The organism is Devosia sp. 1635, from assembly GCF_013185955.1.
Taxonomy (GTDB): domain Bacteria; phylum Pseudomonadota; class Alphaproteobacteria; order Rhizobiales; family Devosiaceae; genus Devosia.
This window is the reverse complement of sequence record NZ_JABAOM010000005.1, coordinates 378,304-402,868: the sequence shown is the minus strand read 5'-3', so window position 1 is coordinate 402,868 and position 24,565 is coordinate 378,304. Positions and strand designations below refer to the sequence as shown.

The 24,565-nt window shown below is 63.5% G+C and carries 22 protein-coding genes, 1 tRNA gene and 1 riboswitch; of the genes, 14 read left to right on the top strand and 9 right to left on the bottom strand.

Annotated elements, in window-relative coordinates; genetic code table 11:
* Positions 1-96: 96 nt before the first annotated feature.
* The 3 genes from HRU92_RS18155 (at position 97) to HRU92_RS18145 (ending at position 5,513) form a co-directional block, all read left to right on the top strand.
* On the top strand, positions 97-3,687 hold the full coding sequence (locus tag HRU92_RS18155; RefSeq protein WP_173088824.1) for a peptidoglycan-binding protein: 3,591 nt from the start codon (positions 97-99) through the stop codon (positions 3,685-3,687).
* Between the two features lie 141 nt (positions 3,688-3,828).
* Positions 3,829-4,755, top strand: coding sequence for a sulfite exporter TauE/SafE family protein (locus HRU92_RS18150; protein ID WP_127752052.1), 927 nt, complete (start codon positions 3,829-3,831; stop codon positions 4,753-4,755).
* Positions 4,752-5,513 carry a TIGR02186 family protein gene (locus HRU92_RS18145; protein WP_172122463.1) on the top strand — a complete coding sequence of 254 codons (762 nt, stop codon included), beginning with the start codon at positions 4,752-4,754 and terminating at the stop codon, positions 5,511-5,513. Before HRU92_RS18150 ends, HRU92_RS18145 begins: the two co-directional genes overlap by 4 nt.
* Before the next feature lies 1 nt (position 5,514).
* On the opposite strand, the gene pdeM is transcribed toward HRU92_RS18145, so the two are convergent.
* Together pdeM and HRU92_RS18135 are read right to left on the bottom strand one after the other, a co-directional pair.
* Positions 5,515-6,222, bottom strand: coding sequence for a ligase-associated DNA damage response endonuclease PdeM (gene pdeM / locus HRU92_RS18140; RefSeq protein WP_172122462.1), 708 nt, complete (start codon positions 6,220-6,222; stop codon positions 5,515-5,517).
* Positions 6,223-6,266: 44 nt separating this feature from the next.
* Positions 6,267-8,792, bottom strand: coding sequence for a ligase-associated DNA damage response DEXH box helicase (locus HRU92_RS18135; protein ID WP_248305228.1), 2,526 nt, complete (start codon positions 8,790-8,792; stop codon positions 6,267-6,269).
* A 24-nt stretch (positions 8,793-8,816) separates the two neighbouring features.
* On the opposite strand from HRU92_RS18135, the gene HRU92_RS18130 reads away from it, so the two are divergent.
* From HRU92_RS18130 to HRU92_RS18120, 3 genes are all read left to right on the top strand, one after another.
* A complete protein-coding gene (locus tag HRU92_RS18130; RefSeq protein WP_164854675.1) occupies positions 8,817-9,164 on the top strand; it encodes a DUF6460 domain-containing protein in 348 nt (115 codons plus the stop codon).
* The gene (locus tag HRU92_RS18125) at positions 9,161-9,829 is read left to right on the top strand and encodes a nucleoside/nucleotide kinase family protein (protein ID WP_172122460.1); all 669 of its coding nucleotides are present in this window, start codon (positions 9,161-9,163) and stop codon (positions 9,827-9,829) included. Before HRU92_RS18130 ends, HRU92_RS18125 begins: the two co-directional genes overlap by 4 nt.
* Before the next feature lie 91 nt (positions 9,830-9,920).
* Positions 9,921-11,276, top strand: a complete 1,356-nt coding sequence (locus HRU92_RS18120; RefSeq protein ID WP_173088822.1) for an MATE family efflux transporter — start codon at positions 9,921-9,923, stop codon at positions 11,274-11,276.
* On the opposite strand, the gene HRU92_RS18115 is transcribed toward HRU92_RS18120, so the two are convergent.
* Both HRU92_RS18115 and HRU92_RS18110 read right to left on the bottom strand, forming a co-directional pair.
* Positions 11,273-12,382: a quinone-dependent dihydroorotate dehydrogenase gene (locus tag HRU92_RS18115; RefSeq protein WP_173088820.1), complete on the bottom strand. Its 1,110-nt coding sequence runs from the start codon at positions 12,380-12,382 to the stop codon at positions 11,273-11,275. The two genes, HRU92_RS18120 and HRU92_RS18115, sit on opposite strands and share 4 nt — an antisense overlap.
* Positions 12,379-12,732: a DUF952 domain-containing protein gene (locus HRU92_RS18110; RefSeq protein ID WP_172122457.1), complete on the bottom strand. Its 354-nt coding sequence runs from the start codon at positions 12,730-12,732 to the stop codon at positions 12,379-12,381. Before HRU92_RS18110 ends, HRU92_RS18115 begins: the two co-directional genes overlap by 4 nt.
* Positions 12,733-12,862: 130 nt before the next feature.
* On the opposite strand from HRU92_RS18110, the gene HRU92_RS18105 reads away from it, so the two are divergent.
* Positions 12,863-13,504, top strand: a complete 642-nt coding sequence (locus HRU92_RS18105) for a helix-turn-helix transcriptional regulator (protein WP_127752043.1) — start codon at positions 12,863-12,865, stop codon at positions 13,502-13,504.
* Positions 13,505-13,583: 79 nt separating this feature from the next.
* Here the strand turns inward: HRU92_RS18105 and HRU92_RS18100 are convergent, their stop codons facing one another.
* Positions 13,584-15,206 carry a lysine--tRNA ligase gene (locus HRU92_RS18100; RefSeq protein WP_172122456.1) on the bottom strand — a complete coding sequence of 541 codons (1,623 nt, stop codon included), beginning with the start codon at positions 15,204-15,206 and terminating at the stop codon, positions 13,584-13,586.
* A gap of 138 nt (positions 15,207-15,344) precedes the next feature.
* Here HRU92_RS18100 and HRU92_RS18095 point away from each other — a divergent pair, with 138 nt between their 5' ends.
* Positions 15,345-15,923, top strand: a complete 579-nt coding sequence (locus HRU92_RS18095; RefSeq protein ID WP_172122455.1) for a hypothetical protein — start codon at positions 15,345-15,347, stop codon at positions 15,921-15,923.
* Here HRU92_RS18095 and HRU92_RS18090 read toward each other — a convergent pair.
* Positions 15,862-16,689, bottom strand: a complete 828-nt coding sequence (locus HRU92_RS18090; RefSeq protein WP_172122454.1) for a transporter substrate-binding domain-containing protein — start codon at positions 16,687-16,689, stop codon at positions 15,862-15,864. The genes HRU92_RS18095 and HRU92_RS18090 overlap by 62 nt on opposite strands.
* Positions 16,690-17,895, bottom strand: coding sequence for an O-succinylhomoserine sulfhydrylase (gene metZ / locus HRU92_RS18085; RefSeq protein ID WP_172122453.1), 1,206 nt, complete (start codon positions 17,893-17,895; stop codon positions 16,690-16,692).
* Between the two features lie 35 nt (positions 17,896-17,930).
* A riboswitch (SAM riboswitch) is annotated at positions 17,931-18,007 on the bottom strand.
* Positions 18,008-18,069: 62 nt separating this feature from the next.
* On the opposite strand from metZ, the gene HRU92_RS18080 reads away from it, so the two are divergent.
* Entirely contained in the window at positions 18,070-19,179 is a 1,110-nt protein-coding gene (locus tag HRU92_RS18080; protein ID WP_127752038.1) for a 2'-deoxycytidine 5'-triphosphate deaminase, read from the top strand.
* Positions 19,180-19,221: 42 nt separating this feature from the next.
* On the opposite strand, the gene HRU92_RS18075 is transcribed toward HRU92_RS18080, so the two are convergent.
* Together HRU92_RS18075 and HRU92_RS18070 are read right to left on the bottom strand one after the other, a co-directional pair.
* Positions 19,222-19,752 (bottom strand): YidB family protein, encoded by a 531-nt coding sequence (locus HRU92_RS18075; RefSeq protein ID WP_127752037.1) that lies wholly within the window; start codon positions 19,750-19,752, stop codon positions 19,222-19,224.
* A 23-nt stretch (positions 19,753-19,775) separates the two neighbouring features.
* Positions 19,776-20,027, bottom strand: coding sequence for a GlsB/YeaQ/YmgE family stress response membrane protein (locus tag HRU92_RS18070; RefSeq protein WP_172122452.1), 252 nt, complete (start codon positions 20,025-20,027; stop codon positions 19,776-19,778).
* 133 nt (positions 20,028-20,160) lie between these two features.
* On the opposite strand from HRU92_RS18070, the gene HRU92_RS18065 reads away from it, so the two are divergent.
* From HRU92_RS18065 to HRU92_RS18045, 5 genes are all read left to right on the top strand, one after another.
* Positions 20,161-20,234, top strand: a tRNA-Gly gene (locus HRU92_RS18065).
* Between the two features lie 247 nt (positions 20,235-20,481).
* The gene (locus HRU92_RS18060; protein ID WP_349236671.1) at positions 20,482-22,029 is read left to right on the top strand and encodes a UbiA family prenyltransferase; all 1,548 of its coding nucleotides are present in this window, start codon (positions 20,482-20,484) and stop codon (positions 22,027-22,029) included.
* Between the two features lie 66 nt (positions 22,030-22,095).
* On the top strand, positions 22,096-22,494 hold the full coding sequence (locus HRU92_RS18055; protein ID WP_172122451.1) for a GtrA family protein: 399 nt from the start codon (positions 22,096-22,098) through the stop codon (positions 22,492-22,494).
* Entirely contained in the window at positions 22,491-23,819 is a 1,329-nt protein-coding gene (locus HRU92_RS18050) for an FAD-binding oxidoreductase (RefSeq protein ID WP_248307219.1), read from the top strand. The genes HRU92_RS18055 and HRU92_RS18050 overlap by 4 nt, the downstream gene beginning before the upstream one ends.
* Positions 23,820-23,823: 4 nt before the next feature.
* On the top strand, positions 23,824-24,564 hold the full coding sequence (locus HRU92_RS18045) for an SDR family oxidoreductase (protein ID WP_172122449.1): 741 nt from the start codon (positions 23,824-23,826) through the stop codon (positions 24,562-24,564).
* Position 24,565 lies beyond the last annotated feature (1 nt).

Sequence of the window (24,565 nt, the reverse complement as noted above, 5' to 3'; positions counted from 1 at the left end):
TGCTTAACGGGATGTTTACCATGTTTTCGGCAAATGAGGGTCCCTACCTTCGTGTTGCATCGCGAGGGCTCCGCCGACACCCATCAGGGGACACCAATGGCCCGCGCCTCTTCCAAATCCGTACCGGCCGAGACAGCATCGCCATCCAAACCGGGCGAGTGGCAGGCGCTGCGCGGAGAACTGGTGGCCCTGCTCGATCAGGTGGAAGGCCGCTATGTGCAAGCAGAGCAGGCCGATCCCGCCCTCGACGGATTGGCCGAACGCGTACGGAGCCTGCGTGGCCAAGTGGAAGTACCTCAGCCGGCGATCCGCCGCAGCGAGGCGCTCAAGACCGTCAAGCGGGCCGTTGATCGCTTCACCGATCGTGAGGACGACCAGGCCGCCGAGGCTACCGATGCGCTGACGCTGGCTATCGCCGAGATTCGCGGCCGGCAGATGTCGGCGCCCGCAGCAGCCCTGCGCCGACAAGCCAATGACATGCCTGAATTCCGCGAACTGAGCGGGCTGGTGGGCGGTCTATCAAACCGGCTGGCGCGGCTGGAAGGCGAACTCAAAGCGCAGCGCGACGGCCATGGCAATGTGCGCGAAGTTGCCAGCCAGGTCGAACAACTCACCCATGTAGTGGAACTGCTGGCTGGCGCCGTCGGCGAAACCGGGCAGGTCAAGCGGCTCGAAGCCCAGATCGGGAGCCTGGCGCGCCTGATCGGGGAAGCGCCCCAGGTTGATCTTTCCGCCATCAACACCAGGCTCGACGATGTGTCGGCTACGGTGGGCAAGCTTGCCCAGTTGCAGGCCGAGCAGATGGAGCGGGAAATTGTGCGCGAGGATCGACGCGCGCAGCAACCCCGGCCCGCCGGCGTGGAAGCGCTGGCGCCCACGATGGACGCGATCGAAAACAGCGTCCGCAATGTTTATGACCGCATCGACGCGATCGAAAAGAACGTGGCGCTGGGATCGGGCGACTTTGAACGGCTGACCGCCGAAATGGCCGCCTTCACCAAGGCAATCAAGGAGCGGGAAGCTCAGCCCGGCAAGCTCGTCGCCAAGGTTGATGCCCTTGCGGCCCGGATTGGGGCGTTTGATGCGCGCAACGACGATATCGATGGGCTCAAGGATGATATCTCGACGCTGCGCCAGGCGGTGATTGCCGGCATGGAGCCGCGCTTTACACGCATCGAGAGCCAGCTCGAAGTGCTGACCGACCTTGCTGCCAACCCCGCCCCGGTACCGGACAATTCGCAGGTCGAGAACCAGCTCAAGCTGTTGATGGAGCGCATGGACGAGACCGGCGCCCAGCTTAATAGCCTGGCGAGCCTTTACTCGGCCAAGGAAGCCGATGCGCCCGATCTGGAGGCGCTGGCGAACCTGGTTGCTGAGCGCACCAGCGATGCGGTGACCCGCAAGGCTCCGGCACCAGTGGCCATGTTTGGCCCTGAAAGCCTCAAGAGCATTGAGGACCGTATCGGGGGTCTGATCAAGCGGGCAGGACGCGAACCCGATATCGAGGCCCTCGCCAATCTGGTGGCAGAAAAGACCTCGCAGGCTGTGGCCGGCGTTGCTCCCACAGCCGGCCCAGGCTTGAGCGAGGAGAATCTTTCGGCCCTTGAAGGGCGCATGACGGCCTTGTTCAACACCGCCGGCAAGGACACGGCCGAACGCTTGGCGCGGCTTGAAGCCACCTTGCGGGAGCGGGAAGCCGTCCAGATCGACGCCACGGCCACTCCGGCGCGGGAAGCCAGCAAGCCCACCAAGGCTGCCGCGGAAATGGCGGGGCTCGAAGCCATGCTGACCGCACTTGCCCAATCCAAGGGCGACTCCATGCCGGCCAATCCCGCCGATGAAGCGCCACTGCTTGATCCGGGCTTCAAGGATTTCGGACCGATCACCCGGCCAGTCGGCCGCCCGCCCCAGCCTGGCGCCACGGCGGCAATGGCTGATGCACGCCCCAGCTTTGACCCAAGCACGGTGGAGCCGCCACCGCGGCCCCAGTCAAGCTTTGGCAGCGACACGGTGGATCCGTTTGAAGCGCCCCCGGCGCCCCAACCGGCAGCCCCGTCGGTGCAGGCGACCCCCAGCCAGAGCAGCACCAGCACGTTTGTGGCGGCCGCTCGCCGCGCCCAGCGGGCCAAGGTGGAACAGCCCACCGGCATTGCTGCTGGCGGCTCGCTGATTGGCCGGGCACTTGCCCGCGTCCGGCCCGCTGCTACCGATGAGACAGCACTTGCGCCCGACACCAAAGCTGCACCCGATGAGGTTGCGGTAGCCGAAAATCCAATCAAGCGCGAAAAGCCCAAGAAGGAGCGCAAGACGCGCCTTGCAGCGGATCCCGCACCAGAGCCCGTGCTTGATCTTGATGCGGACGGTTCCGAAGCCGAGCCGGCGCGGCAAAGCTTCCTGCTGCGTCATCGCCGCCCCATTCTACTGGCCGCCACACTGGCAGCCGTATCGATGCTGGCGCTCAACCTGGTGATGCAGCGCATGGAAGAGGCAGCGCCGCCTGCCGCCGCGGCCATGGTGCAAAGCACTCCGGAAGAGCCCGTGGCCGAGCCTGCAGTTCCACCTACGGGCGAGCCTGCGCCCGCAGAGGACGGGATCGACGTTTCCACCGGTCCGCGCGTGATCGACATGATCGACGACACCGCCACGGGCTCCATCAACCCCGCGGCCACGACCAGCTTCAGCAAGTCGAGCGACGCTGCCGCCCTGCCCGAGGCCCTGACCGAAGACGCCGTTGCGGCAGCCATGGCTTACCTGCCGCTTGATCCTGCCGCAGGCGAGCCGGCCGGGCTGGTGACGGGAAGCACTCCCGATACCAGCGCGCCGGTGCAGAGCTTTGGCTTGCCACCCGAGGCGATCGGTCCGATCGAGTTGCGCCAGGCGGCTGCCGATGGCGATGCCAAGGCCCAGTTCGAAGTGGCTGCGATCTACACCGAAGGCCAGGCAATTGCCCAGGACTATGCCGAAGCTGCCATCTGGTATGAGCGCTCGGCAGCGCAGGGTTTTGGCCCGGCGCAGTATCGGCTGGGCAATCTTTATGAGGCCGGCAACGGCGTCGACAAGGACCTCGAAGTCGCCAAGCTCTGGTATCAGCGCGGCGCAGAGGCCGGCAATCGCATGGCCATGCACAATCTGGCGGCGCTTTATGCTGGCGGGCAAATGGGCGAGCAGCAGTTCGAGCTAGCCGCCGAATGGTTCGAAAAAGCGGCAATGCTCGGAATGACCGACAGCCAGTTCAATCTCGGCATGCTTTATGCCCGTGGCCTGGGCGTCGAGCAGAATCTCGAGCAGTCGTTCAAGTGGTTCTCGCTGGCGGCGCGCAGTGGCGATGCGGATGCGACCAAAGCGCGCGATGACGTGGCCAAGTCTTTGACGGCCGACGCCGTCCAGACCGTGGGTGACGAGATTGCGGCTTGGCGGGCCCAGCCCATCGATCTGGCGGCGAACTATGCTCCGATCGGGACCTGGCTGGCCAACTTCGAAGCGGGCGAAACCATCACCAAGACCGATGTTGTGGCCAAGGTGCAGCAGGCGCTGGCGAAACTCGGCTTTGATGTGGGCACGCCCGACGGGATGGCCGGCCCCAAGACAGCCGAAGCCATCAAGGCCTTCGAGCGCGGCACGGGCATGAGCGAAAGCGGCGCCATCAATCCGCGGCTGCTCGCGGTGCTGGGTAGCCAGCCGGCCTGACCCGAGCCGTTTGACACGAGCGGGATGGGCACGTAAGCCCATCAAGCATTGCGGGTTCCGGGGGTGCAAAACACTGCCGGGACCCTGCCGCGTTTTTTGGCAGGCCTGCCAGCGGGCGGCCGCCCTGGATGGATTTGGATCTTGCAGGTTTATCTGCCGATCGCCGAACTTTCCATGAACCTCTTCTTTCTCGTGGGGATCGGAGGGGCGGTCGGCTTTCTGTCGGGCATGTTCGGCGTGGGCGGCGGATTTCTCCTCACCCCGCTCCTCATCTTTTCGGGCGTGCCGGCGCCTGTTGCCGTGGCCTCGGTAACCGGCCAGGTGGTGGCCGCGTCCACCTCGGGAGCCCTCAGTCATTATCGACGGGGCGGGATCGATTTGCATCTGGCGATGTATCTCATCTTGTCGAGCGTGCTCGGCGCCTTTGCGGGCGTAGCGATGTTCTCGTTCTTGAGCGCGGCGGGGCAGCTGGACCTCGTGATCTCGCTGGGCTTTCTGGTGCTGCTTGGCTCGATCGGGATCATGATGCTGATCGAATCTAGCCGCGCCATCCTGCGGCGGCGGTCGGGCGTGGTGGTGCGGGAGCGGCAGGCCAACCAACATAATTGGATGCACGGCCTGCCCTGGCGCGTGCGGTTCAAGAAGTCGCGCCTTTATATCAGCGTGCTGCCGGTGCTGGTGATCGGGCTGTTTATCGGCTTTGTCGGCTCGCTACTCGGTATTGGCGGCGGCTTCATCATGGTGCCGGCGCTGGTTTATCTGCTGCGAGTGCCGGGCAATGTGGTGATCGGGACGTCCTCGCTGCAGGTGGTGGCGATGATGTCGGTGACGACGGTGCTGCATGCCGTGCAGAGCCAGAGCGTCGATATTCTCCTCGCCTTCTGCCTGATGGTGGGGGGCGTGGTGGGGGCGCAGTTCGGCGCTTCGGCCGGCAAGCAGTTGCGCGGCGAGCAGTTGCGGGGACTGCTGGCGCTTTTGGTGCTGGCGGTGGCGATCCGATTTGGCTTGTCGTTGGTGCTGACTCCGGCCGATCCGTTCAGCATGGCCGTGATTGGGTCACTGCAATGATCCGACTGGTGCTCTGGCTCGTCGCCGCTTTGCTTCTCGCCATGCCGGCGCAGGGCGCGCGGCTGGTGTCCCAGCTCTCCAGCGATACGGTGGATATCACCTCAAGCTTTTCGGGTGAGCGGATGACGTTTTTTGGCACCATCGCGCCTGATGTGGGCTCGAGCCAGTTGACGGTGCCTGGGCCGTTCCATGTGGTGGTGGTGGTGGTCGGGCCGACCCAGAACCGGGTGGCGCGGCAGAAAACGCATAATCTGGGGATCTGGCTCAACACCGACCAGGTGGTGTTTCCCAACTTCCCCAGCTACTTCCATGTGCTTTCGAGCGGGCGGCTGCGTGACATCACCAATCTGACGACGCTGACGGCCGAAAAGATCCTACCCGAAGCCTATACGCTCACGCCCAATGATGCCGGCTGGTGGAAGACAGCGGTGTTCGGGCGCGAATTGGTGCGCCTGATGACCGAGCAGGGCTTGTTTGGGGTGGATGAGAACGCCATCAACTTTCCCACCGAGAACTTTTATTCGGCGCGCCTGACCCTCCCCAGCAATGCGCCGCCCGGCCCTTATCTGGCGCTCACTTATGTGTTCCAGAATGGCGAGGTGATCGCCCGCAAATCCGAGGGCTTTGCCGTGCGCAAGATCGGGTTCGAGCGGTTTCTGGCGATCACCTCCAAGCAATACCCGCTGGCTTACGGGCTGATCTGCGTCGTGCTGGCTCTGTTCACCGGCTGGGCGGGTGGGGTGATCTTCCGGCGCTAGCTTAGCCGCGCACCAGGCGCCTGGGGCTGACCGGATAAAGCCGGTGCTTGCCCAGCATGGTGACTTCGAGCGCTGGCCAATGGAAGAGGCCGACAAAGGCGGGCGAGAGGATATTGAGCGATCCCGTGGCTGCGCCATAGGCCGGCAGGATCAGCAGCCGGTTGTCGTGCACGAAACAGGGCCGACGCGTGGTGCGACCGGCCATATGGAGATGAGCGCCGGGATGCAGATGGCCCGCAATGAGGCCAGGCCGGTCGCGACGTGGCTCGTGCGTCAGGTGCAGGCCCGCCAGATCGAGATGGGGCAGGCAGCGCCCGCCCAGAGCGTGGGGCGCGGGATCGTGGTTGCCGGAAAGCCAGAGCCATTCGGCCATGTCGGTCATGCCATCGAGCCGAGCACGATCGCCGTCGTTGAGGGTGCGCGAGCCTTCGTCGCGGTGGAAGCTGTCGCCCAGGGCAATAAGGCGGGTCGCGCCCGTGCGGCGCAGGTCCCGTTCCAACTTGGCGAGCGTGACCCCCGTGTCATAGGGCGGCAGCATCTGGCCATGGCGGGCATAGGAGCTGAGTTTTTCCAGATGCAGGTCAGCGACCAAAAGCGTCCCTTGGGCGTGCCAATACAGGGCGCCCGAAGGGAGCGGCTCAAACAAGTGTCCGGCAAAGCGCAAGACCGGGGTCTCCGTGATCTCGGCTGTAGATAAGACTTGGCTCAAAGCTTGTCCTTGCCCTTGGAGCGCAACTCTCCGGGCCGTCCGTATTAAACCGCTTCGCCGGAGCGCTGTTGTCCTTCGGGGCCACTCATGGCCTCGCGCATCAACTCATCGGCGGCATCTGCCATAGCTGATTCGCGCCCTTCCCCATAAATCGGCTCACGGCCGATATCGAGGAGAATTGGAACGGCGAGCGGGGAAACGCGATGGAGCGGCTTGTGGACGATGTGCTGGCGGATGCGGCGCAGCATCTGGCCAAGGCGCTCGATATCAAGGAGGCCGCGGGCGGCATCGCGGCGGGTGGCCTGGATCAGGATGTGGTCTGGCTCGTGCTGGTAAAGCACGTCATAGATGAGATCGGAGGACATGGTGAGCTGCCGCCCGGTTTTCTCCTTGCCGGGATGGCGGCGTTCGATCAGCCCGGCAATGATGGCGCAGTTGCGGAAGGTGCGCTTCATCAAAGCGGATTCATCGAGCCAATCCTCGAGGTCTTCGCCCAGCATGTCTTCGGCAAAGAGTTCGTCGAGCGAAAGCCGGTCGGTGCGGATCAGAGCGGAGAGATCACCGAGACCCCAGATCGCCAGCGCATATTCGGAGGCGACGAAACCAAGCGGTCGCGCGCGGGCGCGTTCCAGCCGGCGCGTCAGCAGCATGCCCAAGGTCTGGTGGGCGAGCCGGCCTTCAAAGGGGTAGCAGACCATGAAGTTCTGGCTGCCGCGCGCGAAGGTTTCAACCAAGAGACTATCCGAGCGGGGCAGCACCGAGACTTCCTCCTGCAGGCGCAGCCAGTCGCTGACCTGATCGGGGAGCTTGGACCATTCATGGGGATCATCGAGCAAGCGGCGCACCCGATCGGCGAGGTAGGTAGAGAGGGGAAAGCGGCCGCCCATATAGGAGGGGATCTTGGGATCGGTGGACTGGGCCCGGCTCACATAGGCCTCGTTGTCCTTCATGCCCTCGAAGGCGACGATTTCACCGCCGAACATGAAGGTGTCTCCCAGCAGCAGGGTGCCAAAAAAGTATTCCTCCATTTCCCCCAGCACGCGGCCACCATAGCCGATTGGGCCAGTTGTGGCGCCGCGCTTAAAGCCGCGGCCCCGAACGAGGCGCACCTTGACCATGGGCTCTTCAACAATGGTGCCGATATTGAGCCGATATTGCTGGGCGACCTGGGGATGGGCGATGCGCCAGCGCCCGTCGGGCATGAGCTTCAACCGGGCATAGCGCTCATAGGCGCGCAGCGCATAGCCACCGGTGGCGACAAAGTCGAGAATGCGATCGAACTGAGAGCGCGCCAGATCGCGATAAGGCCAAGCGCGACAAATCTCGGCAAAGAGCTCATCGGGGTGGAAGGGCTCGGCACAGGCCATGCCCAGGATGTGCTGGGCGAGAACATCATAGGCGCCCGAGGTCGGGTCCTCACTATCCTGATGGTTCTCCGAGACAGCTTCCACCGCCGCTTCGCATTCCAGCACTTCAAAGCGGTTGGAGGGGACCAGCAGAGCCTTGGACGGGTCATCGAGCCGGTGATTGGCGCGGCCGATGCGCTGGAGCATGCGCGACGAGCCTTTGGGCGCGCCAACCTGCACGACGAGATCCACATCGCCCCAGTCGATGCCGAGATCAAGCGTCGAGGTGCAGACCACGGCCTTAAGGACACCTGCAGACATAGCCGCTTCCACCTTGCGGCGCTGCTCGACCGAAAGCGAGCCGTGGTGGAGGGCGATGGGCAGCAGGTCCTCGTTCTGCGCCCAGAGGCCTTGGAATAAGGCCTCGGCCTGGGAGCGGGTATTGACGAAAAGGAGCGTAGTGCGGTGCTGTTTGATGGTCTCGTAGAGTTCACGATGGGCATAGGCCGCTGAGTGCCCTGCCCAAGGCAGCCGTTCTTCGGTCTGAAGGATCGCCAGCTCGGGCGGGGCGCCACCGCCAGCCGTCAGCAGATGCGTAGGCGCTTCTGGGAGTGGCTGGGCGATCCAGTCGCGCAATAGATCGGGTCGCGCAACCGTGGCGCTGAGCGCGGTGATGCGCATATCGGGCGCCATCCGCGCCAGCCGGGCAATGGCCAGCGACAGCAATTCGCCGCGCTTGGAGGTGACCAGCGCATGGAGTTCATCGAGCACGATGCGGCGCACCGAGCCGAACAGCAGCTCGGCCTGAGGGTGGCTGAGCAGCAAGGCGATCTGTTCGGGGGTGGTGAGCAGGATTTGGGGCGGATTGGTGCGCTGGCGGGCGCGGCGCGACGCGGGCGTGTCGCCGGTCCGGGTCTCAACCCTGATCGGCAGGCCCATTTCCGCAATCGGGGTTTCAAGATTGCGAGCGACGTCCACCGCGAGGGCCTTGAGCGGGGAAATATAGAGCGTGTGCAAGCCCGGGCGAGGCTCGGCAATCAGGTCGGCAAGCGTGGGGAGAAAACCGGCCAGCGTCTTGCCGGCTCCGGTCGGCGCAATCAGCAGCGCCGAGGCACTGGCATTCCAGCTCTCGAGCACCGCCAGCTGATGGGCGCGCGGCGCCCATCCTTTGCTGGCGAACCAATCGGTGATCACAGGGGGCAGTTGCGGGAGGAGTTCGGTCACAGACACGCCAAGGTCTTGGGCAAGATGCAAACAGCCTATATGGTGACGAGGCGGCACAGAAGCGAGGTTGGCGGCATGATCGAGGATCGCGATGAATTGGTTGATCACCGCTCCTGGCTGGAGCGCTTCATGGGCGGCCGTCCCGGTGGCGTGATCCTGCGGTTGATCCTGTTATCGCTGGTGGCAGGCTTTTTCATGTCGGTATTCGGGGTTGATGCCACCGAGATCTTCCGGGGTGCCGTTGAACTGGTGCGCGAAACGCTGCGCGACAGTGCCGGGGTGGCGCGGACCACGCTCAATTATGTGCTGACGGGCGCAGCACTGGTGATCCCAATCTGGCTGCTGCTGCGCTTGACGGGCAAGCGCCGATGACCGCGACGCTCCATCTCACCCCGGGCGAGGCGCTGGGGCGGTTGGTGCCCCATATTCTGGAGCTGATGAGCCAGAAGCATGGCCGCATCGGGGTGGGGATCGCCGGGGGTCCGGGCGTGGGCAAATCGACGCTGGCGGCAGAACTCGTGACCATGATCAACGCGACCCATCCCGGGATTGCGGCCCTTGTGCCCATGGACGGGTTTCACATGCGCCATGCCAAGCTCGAAGCGCTGGGGCAGACCGACCGCAAGGGCGCGCCCCACACCTTCGAGGGCGAAGCCTTCGTCGACTTCCTGCACCAGCTGAAGCGGGCAACGGAAACCATCAGCGGCCCGGGCTATTCGCGCAAGATCGAGGATGTGGTGGAGGATGCCTTTGCAATTGGTCCGGAAGTGCGGGTGCTGATTGTCGAGGGTAACTACCTGCTGCTGACGCAGGGGCCATGGGCCGGCGTCAAGTCGCTGCTCGACTATTGCGTCTTCATCAACGTGCCGCGTGAACGGGTGGAGCAACGATTGCTGCGGCGCCACGCAGCCGAAGGGCTGTTCACCGAGGAGCGCAATCGCGCCCACATCGCGCGCAATGACCTGCCCAATTATGACCTGGTTTGGGAATCGCGCGACCGCGCCGATGTGATCATCGAACTCGATACCGAAAGCTGAAACTGTGCTGAACAGCCACTGGCAGCACGGCGAAATGCCGTTATAAGCTGGGAGCTGTTGCCCCTCCCCTGCTTTTCCCCCGAGTTGATCGATGACCACGACCACGCCGCTGCGGCCGCAATATCCATTCGTGGTGCGGCATGGTGATGTGTGGAAAATCGCCCTGCCCGCGAGCCTGGCCTTTATCACCGAGCCCATTGTGGGGCTGGTTGATATCACGGTAATCGGGCGGCTGGGCGATGCGAGCCTGCTGGGCGGGCTGGTACTGGCCGCACTGCTGTTCGATGTGCTGTTTTCCTTGGCTTATTTCCTGCGCATCGGCACGGCCGGGCTGACCGCCCAGGCGGTTGGCGCGCGTGAGGCCAATGGTGGGCTGGTGCATGCCAGCCGGGCCATCGTGCTCGCGGTGCTGATCGGGCTGGCGATGATCGCGCTGGCCGGGCCGATCCTGTGGTTGAGCAATCGCTTGCTTGCCCCCGAAGCGGGAGTATCCGCTGCAATGGGCGAGTATTTTGCCGTTCGCATCTGGGCGGCGCCCTTTGCGCTGTTGAACTATGCGCTGCTGGGGTGGTTTTACGGCCGGGCGCAGGCCACCACCGGCATGATGCTGCAAATGCTGCTCCATGGCATCGATATCGTACTCAGCATCTGGTTCGTGCATGGCCTGGGCTGGGGCGTGCCGGGCGCGGCCTGGGCCACGGTGATCGGCCAAGCGGTCGCGGCCCTGCTTGGGCTGGGGCTGCTGGTGCGCCATTTCGGCGGCTTGGGCCGGATCGCTCACCTTGTGCCACTGACCGAGCTGCTCGATCCGAAGGGCCTCAAGCGCATGTTCGGCCTGAGCCGGGATCTGATGATCCGGTCCATGGCGCTGATGGGCGCCTATGCGTGGTTTGCCGCGCAGGGCACGCGCATGGGCGAGGTGGCGCTATCGGGCAATGCCTTGTTGCTGAACCTCCTCATGGTGGCCGGGTATTTTCTGGATGGCATCGCGCAGGCGGCCGAGCAATTGAGCGGCAAAGCACTCGGCGCCAATTGGCGGCCAGCCTTTGATCAGGCTTATCGGCTCAGCTTTGCCTGGGGTTTCATGTTGGCGGCGGGGCTGGGCCTGGCCTGGTTCGCCGGCGGGCCCTGGATCATTGGCCTCATGACGACCAATGCGGAAGTGCAGCAGCATGCCCTGCTCTACCTGCCCGTGGCGGCGCTCTGTGCCGTCACCTTCATGCCGGCCGTGGTGTTTGACGGCATTCTGGTGGGCACGACGCTCAATGTGCTGATGCGCAATGGCATGGTGGCGTCGCTGGTGGTGTTCTTGGCCGCCGTCGCCGTGCTGCAGCCGCTGTGGGGTAATTGGGGCCTGTGGGCCGCGCTCCATTGCTGGTTTTTGGCGCGCGGCGCGATTTATTGGTGGGCGTTGGAGCGGCGCAAGGCCGGCTTGTTCGCCGCCTAGGGGGTGGTGGCGTCGCCAGCCCAGTGCTCGACACGGGTGCCGACGAGCTCGCTTATATTGGTTTTGCCCTGGGCGCGCACGGCAGCGGCAAGGCCCTGCTTGATGCGGTCGAGCAGGTCCAGACCGCCAAACACCAGCGCGGAATAAAGCTGGACGGCATTGGCACCCGCTTCGAACTTGGCGAGAGCCGTTTGCGGCGAATGAATGCCACCGACCCCGATGATGGGCAAATCGCCGACACGCTGGCGCGTTTGGGCCAGGCGTTGCGTAGCGCGGTTGAACAAGGGCTTGCCCGAAAGCCCGCCCGCCTCGGAGGCGTTGGATTGGCCCTGCACAGTGTCGCGGCTGAGCGTGGTGTTGGAGACAATGAGGCCATCAAGATCGGTGGCCAGCACCACTTTGGCGATGGCATCGAGCGCAGCTTCGTCGAGATCGGGGGCGATCTTGAGGAAAACCGGAACCCGGACGCGGCTCTTGGCGCGGGCCTGCAGCACTTCACCCAGGAGACGACGCAGGGCCTCATCGCTTTGTAGATCACGCAGGCCGGGCGTGTTGGGCGAGGAGATATTGACGGTCAGGTAATCGGCGAGATCGGCAAAGCGCTGCACACCCAAGACGTAATCGGCGACGAAATCGGGGCTGTCCTTGTTGGCGCCGATATTGATGCCAAGGGCGGCAGGAACGCGGGCGTCCTTGAGGCGGGCAAAAACCGCTTGGTGGCCTTCATTGTTGAAGCCCATGCGGTTGATAACGCCCTCGCCCTCGGGCAGGCGGAACAGACGTGGCTTGGGATTGCCCGCTTGCGGACGCGGGGTGACGGTGCCGATCTCGACCATGCCAAAGCCCATCAGGGCCAGGGGCCGTGCCACTTCGGCATTCTTGTCGAAGCCGGCGGCCATGCCCACGGGATTGCTCAGCCCCAGCCCGCATAAAGTAGTGCGCAGCTCGGGCGGATCAGCCTGGGTCTGTTCGGGACCGAGACCCAGTCGCAGCGCCTTGATCGTGGCGAGGTGGGCGGTTTCCGCATCGAGCTTGAGCAAGGCGTCGCGCGTCAGCTCCTGAACCGGGGCGAGACGCAGCAATGGTGAAAGAGCCGAAAAGATCATTGCACGGCCTCGGGCAAGATGCAGGTGCCGTCAGCCGCAACAGCAAGCGGCGCTTCCCAGACAATGGCCGTTGTGGGTAGATCAGCATAAAGATGGGGGAAGAGCTGGTCGCCGCGCGAGGGCTCCCAGACGAGCAGTTGCGCCAGATCGGCCGTGCGCACCGCCAGCAGCACCAGGTCGGACTGACCGGCGAAGTGGAGGCGCAGGGTTTCGGGCAGTTGCGCAGCCGTAGAAAAATGCATGTAGCCATCGGCAGCATCAACCGGCATGCCGGGAAAAGCCGGCGCATTCCGGTAAGGCGCGAATGCGGCCTCGGTGGCAATCTTGTAGATCAGAACGGGCGTGGTCATGGCGCGACCCTAATCACCACTTCGGCAAAGGGGCAAGCGGCTCTGACTTTACAGGCGGTGGGAAGATGTGTAGAAAATAGGACTTATTGCCTAAGAGAGACAAGTTTCCTGCCGCAGTGAGTTGCCACCCATGTTGTCACACCGAGCCGTTTGGGATGGGATCGACGCCCTAGCGCGCCGGCAGCGCCTGTCCGTTTCAGCGCTGGCCAAGCTTGCGGGGCTCGATGCCACGGCGTTCAATGTGTCCAAGCGCGTGAGCAAGGATGGGCGGGAGCGCTGGCCATCCACGGAAAGCCTCGCCAAGATCCTCGAAGCGACGGGCGAGGGTTTCGATACGTTCCTGGCCGGCACCGGGGCCTTCATGCAGATGCCCGAGCGTGGATCAGCCCCTACTGTGCCACTGCTGGGCTTGGCGCAGGCCGGTTCAGGCGGGTTTTTCGACAGCGCGGGTTTCCCGGCCGGTCAGGGCTGGGAGGAGATTGCCCTGCCCACCCCTGGAGAAGCCGGGATCTATGCGCTTGAGGTGCAGGGCGACTCCATGGAGCCGCTGTATCGCGAAGGCGACCGGATCGTGGTGTCGCCTACCGAGCAGGTGCGGCGGGGCGACCGGGTCGTGGTCAAGACGCGCGATGGCGAAGTGATGGCCAAGATCCTCGCGCGGCAAACGGCCAAGCAGATCGAGCTGCATTCAGTCAATCCCGCCTATGAGCCGCGCTTGATCAACACCGCCGATATTGAATGGATCGCGCGGATCATCTGGGCCAGCCAATAAGGCGGCCCCGATGGTGATGGCCCCCGGCTCAGAGCCGGGGTGACAGCCGGATGTGGCGGACGAATCTCGTCCAGTCAGGTCAGGCGGCGGATGAGTTCAGCAGCTTGCCTTCGAGGGCGTCCTCGATGAGCCTGCGCGTTTCCCCCACGCCGTAAAGGGCGATGAAGGAGCCGAAGCGCGGGCCTTGATCCTCGCCGAGCAGCACCTGGTAGATAGCCTTGAACCAGTCGCGCAGCGGCTCGAACTTGTGGGCCTTGCCGATTTCGTAGACCAGGTTCTGCAGCGCCTCGGCATCGGTCGAGCCGGCATAGGCCTCGAGCTGGGTGCGCAGGTCCTCAAGCGCGGCGCGCTCGTGGTCGGTTGGCGCGCGGTAGATCTTGAACGGCTTAACGCGGTCGTTGAAGTAGCGCACCGCATAGCCGGCGAGCTTGTCGAGCTCGGGATGGGTCACGGGGCTCGCGCCGGGGATGTAGCGCGAGATAAAGCCCCACATCACCTTGGTATCCTGGGCATTGGCAGTAGCGACCAGGTTGAGCAGCAGCGCAAAGCTGAGCGGCACGTCGGGGTTCGGCACGTCGCCGTAGTGGACGTGGAACGCAGGGTTCTCGAGCCGGGCAGCCGCGTCCTGCTCCTGATAAGCGGCGACATGGGAATAATAGTCGTCCACCTGGCGCGGGATGACGTCGAAGTGCAGGCGCTTGGCGACGCGCGGCTTGAGGAACATGTAGAGCCCCAGACTCTCGGTCGAGGCATAGGTCAGCCATTCATCGATGGTTAGCCCGTTGCCCTTGGACTTGGAGATCTTCTGGCCCTCGGAATCCAGAAAGAGCTCGTAGACATAGTGCTCGGGCGGGGTGCCGCCGAGAATGGCGCAGATCTTGTCGTAGATGTGCTGGTTGGTTTGATGATCCTTGCCGAACATCTCGAAATCGACGCCCAGGGCAGCCCAGCGCATGCCGAAATCGGGCTTCCACTGCAGCTTTACGTGGCCGCCGGTGACCGGGACGGTGGTGTCGCGTCCATCTTCGTCGGTGAAGGTGACAGTGCCGTCCTTGGCATTGACCTCCTTCATCGGCACGTAGAGCACGCGGCCGGAGATAGGGGAGATGGGCAAAAAGGGCGAGTAGGTTGCCTGCCGCTCGGCACCCAGGGTCGGCAGCATCACCGCCATGATGTCGTCGTAGCGTTCGGCGGCGAGGCGCAGCACCGTGTCGAAGCGGCCGGACTTGTAGTAGTCGGTAGCGCTGGCGAACTCGTAGTCGAAGCCGAACGTGTCGAGGAAACGCCGGAGCATGGCGTTGTTGTGGTCGCCGAAGCTGTTGTGCTCGTTGGTCCACGGGTCCGGCACGGAGGTCAGCGGCTTTTGCAGATGCGGCTCCATCGCCTCCTTGGAGGGCACGGTTTCCGGGATCTTGCGCATGCCGTCCATGTCATCGGAGAAGCAGAGGAGCCGCGTGGGTACCTGGTCGCGGGTGAGCAAGCGAAAGGCCGTGCGCACCATGGTGGTACGGGCCACTTCGCCGAACGTGCCGATATGGGGCAGGCCCGAGGGACCATAGCCGGTTTCGAACAGGGCTTCCTTTTTCCCGGTTTTTTCGAGCCGCGCGACGAGCTTGCGGGCTTCCTCAAACGGCCAGGCGCGGGCGGTTTGGGCAGCGTCAAAAAACGCAGGATCGAGTTCGGGCAGCGGAGCGGGCGACAATGCAACAAGCCTTTCGGAGGAGGTTTGAGCGTGTGTTGCATCCCCTGCCCCTTGCGTCAATTGTGCTGGCGCTTGCCGCCCGCCCGCCAACTGCCTAGGGTCGCCCGCGCAGAGACAAGGAAAAAGGCCGTTTCGTTAATGATTTCTGAAGAGGCAGCAACGCGGCCCGATGCTCTTGCCGGCTTTGCCGAGCGGTTTCCCGGCATTCAACTGCGCCTGCATTATGAGCGGATTGCGCCGGGAACAGCGACAGTCGGGGTGCAGGAGATCACCGACCGCGCGGCTCTTGGCGACGTGTTCACCGCCTACCGCGGCACGGAGCGGCAGGTGGAGGTGTCGATGAAGAACCTATTCGCGCGGCCAATGCGCATCGGCGATATTGCGGCGCGGCTGGGTGAGTTCCCGGTGGCTAACCGGCAAGCCTTTATCGCCTATCGCGATCGCTTTGCCCAAGAGGCGGGTCCGATCACCGTTGACGCACCGGCTTATGATCTGGGTGCGGGGCGCTTGCTGCTGCTGGACGGCAATCATCGCGCGACGGCCCTGTTCATGGGCGAGGTGCCGTTCGTGTTGCGCCTGCATGTGCTGAGCGCGCCGGTCAGCCGGCGCGTGCTCATCGACCTCAAATACTGGGATGGCGGCTGGCGGCGCCTGTTCAGTAAAATCCGACCGGGAACCAGCGCAGATAAAGCTCGTCCAGCGCACCGCTTTCCTTGAGCTCCACCAGCGCCCAATCAATGGCGTGACGGATGGCGTCGTTGCCGGCGGGAACGGCGATGGCCAAGCCTTCCCCAAACAGGGCCGGACGGAAATAGGCGGGCCCGGCAAAACCGCAGCAGCTCAGATTATCGTTGAGCCAGAAGGATGCGCGCATGCCGTCACCGAAATAAGCGTCGACCGTGCCCTCGGCTACCGCGGCAAGGGCAGCCGCTTCGCTGTCAAAGCCCTGGATGGTGGCGCCCGGCAGGTAGCGGGTCATGAAGGTTTCGTGGGCGCTGCCGCGGCGCACCGCCACCGTCTTGCCCGCAAGCTGGGCCGGATCGAACTGCTCGATATCGGCGGCTCGGGTCACAAAGCGCCCTGGCAGGGCCAAGTAAGTGGTGGAATAATCAAAACGCTGGCCGTTCTCGGGCGAAAGCGCGAGGCCTGCGATCAAGGCGTCGCCCTGATTGTCCGCCAAGGCATTGGCAGCCTGATCCCAGGGCCAGGCCTGGATGGTGCAGGCGGTATCGACCTGAGTGCAGATGCGCCGAGCCAGATCGATGTTGAAGCCGATCAGTTCGCCGCTGGCGTCACGGAAGTTGAACGGCGGGAAGTCCGCCGTGGTGAGAAAGCGGATTGCCGGCACCTGCGCGAGGCTAGGCGCGATTTCCCGTGCGCTGGGATCGGCGTGATAAGGCAAGGGCTGCGCCTGTGCCAACGCTACGCCACCCAGCGCACTCGCCAACAGGACGATCAGGCGCAGAAACGCGGGGGCGCGCATCTAGACCTGATCCAGTCCGTAAAGCAGATCGGCCAGCAGATCCTCAGTTGCTTCTAGCCCCACGGAAAGACGCAGCAGGCCGGGGGTGATCCCCGATTCAAGCTTGACCTCTTCGGACAAGCGCTGGTGAGTGGTGGTGCGCGGATGGGTAATGATCGACTTGGCGTCACCCAGATTGTTGGAAATCAGGATCACCGCCAATGCATCGGCCATGCGGAATGCCGCTTCCTGGCCGCCCTCGACTTCGAAGGCGACAAGGGTGGAGCCAGCGCGCATCTGACGCATGCCGAGTTCGTATTGGGGATGATCGGGATGGTGCGGATAAAGCACCCGGCTGATCTTGGGGTGATCGCTCAGCGCATTGGCAATGGCCGCAGCCGAGGCATTGGACTGGCGCAACCGGATCGGCAGGGTTTCCAGTCCTTTAAGCAGCGTCCAGGCGTTGAACGGGCTCATGGATGGGCCGGTCTGGCGGATAAAAGTATGGATATCGCCCCCGATCCGCTCTTGGCTGCCTAGAATGGCGCCACCCATAACGCGGCCCTGGCCATCGATATGCTTGGTGGCGGAATAAACGACGAGGTCGGCACCCAGGGCCAGGGGCGACTGGTTGATGGGGGTGGCAAAGACATTGTCGACGATCAGCACGGCGCCATGGGCGTGCGCAATATCGGCAACGGCGGCAATGTCGACCAGCTCGAGCGTGGGGTTGGTGGGCGTTTCGAGAAACACCGCTTTGGTATTGGGCTGCATGGCGGCGGCAAAATTGTTGGGGTCGCGGCCATCAACCAAGGTGGAGCTGACGCCCCAGCGCGGCAAATAGTCTTCCACGACATAGCGGCAGGAGCCGAACAGGGCGCGCGCCGATACGACGTGATCGCCCGCGCGCAGCTGGCTCATTAGCGCCAAGGTCACGGCAGCCATGCCCGTTGCCGTGCCGCGCGCCGCCTCGGCCCCTTCCAGCAGCGCGATACGGTTCTGGAACATTTCGACGGTGGGATTGGAAAAGCGCGAATAGATATAGCCGGGATCGTCACCCTTGAAGCGCGCTTCGGCTGCGCCCGAACTGGGATAAACATAGCCCGAGTTCAAATACAGGGCCTCGGAGGTTTCGCCCGCCGGCGAGCGTTCAGTGCCACCATGGACCAGCTGCGTTTCGGGGGCCCTACGCGCAGGATCGAATAGCGGATTTTCGGTCTTGGACATGGTGATCTCAACAAAAAACCGGCGCGCAGGAAAGCGGCCGGTGTGAAACGGTCCTTTAGCGACTTATTTTAAGTGGCTGCAATCGGCCGGCCAAATCACCACTTCGCGCATCTAAAGGCAATTGCTCGCCGCCGTCAATTGTTGCTAGGGGTTGCGGCGAACTTGGAGAAGCGCATGGACAAGCAGGGCGACTGGCCATCGGGGGTGTTCCCAGCCCGGCTGATCGAGGCCTTGCATGCGCAAGGCGCCATCAGGACCGAGCGGGCATTCGATGCCGACCAGGTGCAGCCGGCAAGCCTTGATCTGCGGTTGGGAGCGGTGGCTTATCGGGTGCGCTCAAGCTTTTTGCCGGGCCCGGATCATTCGGTGGCCGAGCGGATCGATGCGCTCAAGCTGCATGAGATTGACCTTTCGGGCGGGGCGGTGCTGGAGCGCGGCTGCGTTTATCTCGTGCCGCTGCAGGAAAGCCTGGCCTTGCCGCCAAGCGTAAGCGCTTCAACCAACCCCAAGAGCTCGACCGGACGGCTCGATGTTTTTACCCGGGTGATTGGGGACCGCGCGCGCGGCTTTGACCAGATGCCGGCGGGGTACCACGGCCCGCTTTATCTCGAAGTCAGCCCGCGCACCTTTCCCATTCTGGTGCGCAGCGGCTCGCGGTTGTCGCAGATGCGCTTTCGGGTGGGTGACTCGCGGCTGTCCCAGGCCGAGCATGTGCAGCTGCACGGCCTTGAAAAGTTGGTGTTTGGCGGCGATCATCCGGTGGGTGACGGGGTGGCGTTGTCCATCGACCTCAAGGGCGAGGGGCGCAACGGGCTGGTTGGGTTCCGGTCCAAACGGCATACGGCAGTGGTGGATGTGGATCGCAAGGGCGCGCTCGATGTGCTCGATTTCTGGGACCCGCTCTACAATCGCGGCAGCGATGAGCTGATCCTTGATCCCGACGAATTCTATATCCTGGTCAGCGACGAAGCCGTGCATGTGCCGCCCACCCATGCAGCCGAAATGGTGCCGTTTGATCCGCTGGTGGGGGAATTTCGCGTGCATTACGCCGGGTTCTTCGACCCCGGCTTTGGCCATTCGCCCGCCGGGGGCACGGGTAGCCGGGCGGTGCTCGAAGTGCGCAGCCGGGAGGTGCCATTTCTCTTGGGCCATCGGCAGACCATTGGCCGGCTGGTTTATGAACGCCTGGCGGAGCGCCCGGAGCGCCTATACGGCACCGAGCTCAACTCGAACTACCAGGCGCAGACGCTCAAGCTGTCGAAACACTTCAAGCCCTATCCGTAACCGGAAAGGGCTTGAAGTGCAGACCAATAGCTGAGGTTCGCCTCAAGTGATCAGGCGCGCAGCCTCTTCCTCGGTGGGAATGTGGCCGTCAGGCGTGAAGTGGTTGACGGCTTCAGGCAGGGTCTGGCTCAGGCGCTGCAGCAATTCGGTGCGGGAAAGCCCGGTTTGCTGGGTGAGCGAGGTGATTGTGTCCTCGCCCAGCGTTTCTTCCAGATCGCTGGTGTCGAGCGGCTCGTTGTTGCCGGGTCCAACCCAGCTTTGAGCCTTGTTGCCGCGTCCCGACTGATTGAAGCTATCCATCAGATCGCCGAGACCGCCGCTCAGCATGCCGCCCAGACCGCCTGCTGCGGCGCCCCCGCCCAGGAGGCCACCGAGCATGCCGCCCAAATTGCCCAGGCCGCCGCCTTGGGCGCCGGTTTGGCCGGGTTCGCCAAGACCACCCTGACCGCCCTGGCCCCCTAGCCCTCCCTGCCGACCGGCGTTGCCGAGCAGTTCGCCGAGTTTATCGCGGTTTTGATAGCCGGCTACCGCCAGCAAGCCCAACAGGGCCATCATGGAAGGGCCACGTTTCATTTTGCTTCTCCTTCAGGTGCCGCTTAGCGGCGACGGGCGATAAAGCCCCAGATTGCCAGCACGATTACTGCGCCGACGATTGCGCCAATAAAGCCTGCACCTTCATCGGCGCTGTACCAGCCGAGCGCCTGACCAAGGAAGGTCGCGACAAAGGCACCAACAATGCCGAGGATAGTGGTGAGGATAAAGCCCGAAGGCTCATTGTTGCCCGGCATGATAAACTTGGCGATGATGCCGGCGACGAAACCGATGATGATGGTCCAGATAATACCCATGACGCTGTGCTCCAAAGAGATGGTGCTCAAGCAACGCCGCCACTGCCGCGCGGTTCCCCCGCCAGGAGGTTTGACGGTTAGGCGGGCGGAATCGCTTGACGGCTCGGGAGGTTTCGCGCATCTAGAAACCCGTGCGGGTGTAGCTCAATGGTAGAGCAGAAGCTTCCCAAGCTTACGACGAGGGTTCGATTCCCTTCACCCGCTCCAACTTTTCCATTCAGCTTGTTTGTTTGCCGGGGCCCGAGAACATGACTCAGCCGCGATTCATCATGCTTGAAGCCGCTTGTTGCGGCCATTTTTCAGCCCTTTTACAAGAACATAGCTCCCATGCAGCTTTCGGGGGGCGAAGGCGCGCTTTCATTGCTTCACATTATCGATGACCAATGAAGGGAACGCGCACGGGCTTTCTCTGGTTTCGGGTGGGGTTCGGCCCTTCTTCCCAAGCAGGTGATACGTGAGTGAACTTGAACAGCATGCAACAGAAGTCTTGAAGTTCTCGGCACGCAATGCCCGGCCCAAGCGGCCAGCCTATCTGCGGGACGCAACGGTGGATTCCGATGGGAATATCGCCGTTCTCAAGCAAAGCGAGCATCTTCGGCCTTTGGTCGTGGATCTCGATGGCACCCTGTTGCGCTCTGACCTGTTGATTGAGACGGCGTTCGCCGAACTGTCCCGGCGCCCCCTCGCGCTGCTGGAACTGATCGCCGCGCTCAAGCAGGGCAAGGCGGCGCTGAAGCATCGCCTGGCGGCGACGGCCGTATTTGACCCGGCCGTTTTGCCCTATGACGAGGAAGTGCTGCGTTGCATTCGCCAGGCGCGGGCCGAAGGGCGTCCGGTTTATCTGGCCTCAGCCAGCCATGAAGTGCTGGTTGGCGCCGTGGCAGATCACCTCGAGCTGTTCGATGGCTGGTTCGCAACCGATGAGTTGACCAATTGCGCGGGCAAGGTGAAGGCGCACAAGCTGGTGGAGGCTTTTGGGGAGAAGGGCTTCGATTACATCGGCAATGATGCGGCCGACCTGCATGTCTGGCCACACGCCGCCAAGGCCCTGGCGATCCGGGCCCCAGCGCGGGTTGGGCGGGCGCTGGCAAGTTCCAGCGACGATGTTGAGCACTTGACCCATGAGCGGGCGGGCTGGAAAGCCTGGGCCAAGCTGATGCGGGTGCATCAATATGCCAAGAACGGCCTCGTCTTTGTGCCTCTGATCACCAGCCAGATGTTTGAGCTGGCGGCATTCATGCACGTCCTCGTGGCAGCAATTGCCTTTTCGCTTTGCGCCTCCAGCGTTTACATCCTCAACGACCTGATCGACCTGCAGGACGACCGCGGCCACCGCAGCAAGCGGCATCGCCCGCTCGCCAATGGCTCCGTTCCGCTTTCGGAAGCCATGCTGGCTATCCCGGTTCTGCTCGGCATCTCGCTGGCGCTGGGCGCCTGGGTTTCCCTGCCCTTCCTTGGGGTCCTGCTGGGCTATTTTGCTCTCACCAGCGCTTATACTTTCCTGCTCAAGCGCAAGATGATTGCCGATGTGATCACGCTCGCTGGCCTTTATTCCGTGCGCGTCGTCGGCGGTGCCGTGGCTTTGTCCGTGGTGCTCTCGCCCTGGTTGCTGGCGTTCACCATGTCCTGGTTCCTGTCGCTCGCACTGATCAAGCGCTATGTAGAACTTCAGGCCCGGCGCGAAGCGAACCTGCCCGACGCCACCAGCCGCGACTATCGCAACGACGACATCCACATGGTTGGGGCGCTCGCCGCAGCGGCTTCGCTCAACGCCATCACACTGTTCCTGCTTTATGCCTCGAGCGAAAGCGTGGTCACCACCTTCAGCCGCCCGGAAATCTTGTGGTTCGTGGCGCCCATTCTGGCTTATTGGATTGGCCGGGCCTTGCTGGTTGCGCGCCGTGGGGAAATGCATGATGACCCGGTGGTGTTCGCTCTCAAGGATCGACTCAGCGTGGCAACGCTGGCGACCGCCGGCGTTCTTTTCGTGGCAGCCTTCTAGAACAAGCAGGACCTGAACCATTTGCTACCCTGTTCCCTATCCGCGTTCGCGTGAGGCAAGGCCCGCATGAGCATTGCCTTTCGCTATGTCCTGTTCGCCATTCTTTCGAGCTTGATCAATTTTGGCGTCCAGGAACTGGTCGTCACCGGGCTGCCCTGGGCGCCGCTGATGCTATCCATTCTGGCCGGAACTGCGGCGGGCTTTGCCGCCAAATATGTGCTGGACAAGAACTGGATCTTTTTTGACAGCTCAAGCTCCCACGGGGAGGAGGCGCGCAAGGTGGGCCTTTACGGCCTGTTCAGCGTCTTCACCACTATCGTTTTCTGGAGCTTTGAAATCGCCGCCTGGTCCATCTGGCAGACCGACGTGGCCAAATACTCCGGCGGCGCGCTCGGCCTTGCTATCGGCTATGTCGCCAAATACTGGCTCGACCGGCGCTTTGTGTTCCGGACGGAGGCATCTTGATGCGCCTGGACGGCTGGGGACGCTATCCAAGCCTGGATGGCCGGGTTGTCGCTGCCGCGAGCCCGGACGACCTCGCGCGGCTCATGCGCGATGGCTCCGGTCTGGTGGCTCGGGGCAATGGCCGCGCCTATGGCGACGCCGCCATGGGCGAAGCCCTGACGGTGCTCGGCCGCAGTCTCAATCGCATGAAAGAATTTGATCCGGTCAGCGGCAATCTTACGGTCGAGGCCGGAGTGCTGCTATCCGATATTCTCGACACCTTTGTGCCACGCGGGTTTTTCCCACCGGTAGTGCCGGGCACCAAGCTCGTGACCGTGGGCGGCATGATTGCCTCCGATATTCACGGCAAGAACCATCATCGCGATGGTGGCTTTGGCGCTTATTTGCAGAGCCTTGATCTCGTGGTGCCAGGCGGCGAAACCGTTCATTGTTCGCGCGAGAACAATAGTGAGCTGTTCTTCGCTACGATCGGCGGCATGGGGCTTACGGGCATCATTGCGCAAGCGACAATGACACTGCGCACCATCGAAACAGCCTGGATCGACCAGCGCACCGTGGTTGCCCCTGATCTTGGCGCCGCGCTGCAGGCCCTCGATGACTCGAGCGAGGCGACATACTCGGTAGCCTGGATCGACTGCATTGCTGGCGGCGCAGCGCTGGGCCGCTCGCTGGTTTATGTGGGTGAACATGCTACCCGGGATCAACTTGCCGCCGCGCAATCCGAACGTGGTGTGCTGGCCCCAGCCCCTCGGGCAAAACTGGGCGTGCCGCTGGAATTGCCCAGCTGGACGCTGAACCGGGCTTCGGTCCGGGCCTTTAACGAGGTTTACTTCCGCGCGGGGTCCCGCACCGAGCAGGCTTTGGTGCACTTCAATCCGTATTTCTTTCCGCTGGACGGCGTGGACCAGTGGAACCGCATCTATGGGCGGCGCGGCTTCCTGCAGCATCAATGCGTGGTGCCGCCCGACAATGCCCATGCCGTGCTGAGCGAAATTCTCGAGCGGTTTTCGCGTTCGGGCAAGGCATCGTTCCTTGCCGTGCTCAAAAAGCTCGGGGATGGCACCGGCCCGCTGTCCTTCCCAATGCCAGGCTATACGCTGGCGCTGGATGTGCGGGTCACCGACGAGATCTTCGCGCTTCTTGATGAGATCGATGCTATCGTGGTGCGCGCCGGCGGTCGGCTTTATCTCACCAAGGACGCGCGCCAGTCACGGGATACCTTCGAGGCGGGTTATCCGCGCCTGGACGAGTTCCGGCAGGTGCGGCGCGCGGTGGGAGCCAAGGGCCGGTTGCAATCCCGTCTTTCCAGCAGGCTAGGTATATAGGCGAATGTCCAAGACGCTTCTTTTGATCGGCGCAACTTCCGATATCGGCCATGCTACGGCGGGCGCCTATGCCGCGCAGGGCTGGACCGTGCTGCTGACCGCCCGCAATGTGGCCAGCGCCGAGCGCAACCGCGCCGACCTCGCGGCACGAAGCGGCGGCGCGGTTTCGCTCCATATGCTGGATGTGACCGACAGTTCTAGCTTTGAGAGCTTCATCACCGGCCTGCCGGCCCTGCCCGACACCGTGGTGTGCGTGGTCGGCGAAATGGGTGAGCAGGAGCGCGCCCAGAGCGATCTTGATCATGCCGCCGTAGTGTTGCGGACCAATTTCGAGGGCCCCGCACTGCTGTTGGGTCTGCTGGCGCAAAAGTTCGAGGCGCGCGGCTCGGGCACGATTGTGGGCGTGAGCTCGGTAGCGGGCGACCGCGGTCGTGGCTCCAACTATGTTTATGGGGCGGCTAAGGCCGGGTTCAGCGCCTTTCTTTCGGGCCTGCGCAACCGGCTGTCGCAAACCGGGGTGCGCGTCGTGACGGTCAAGCCGGGCTTCGTGCGCACACGGATGACGGCGGGGATGAAGCTGCCGCCGGCGCTGACCGCCGAGCCCAAAGAGGTGGGCGACGCCATCCTGGCTGCGGCCGACGGCGCCCGGCCCCGCGACGTGATCTATGTGCGCTGGATGTGGCGCTACGTGATGATGATCATCACCGCCATTCCCGAGCCGGTATTCAAGAAGCTCCGGCTCTAGC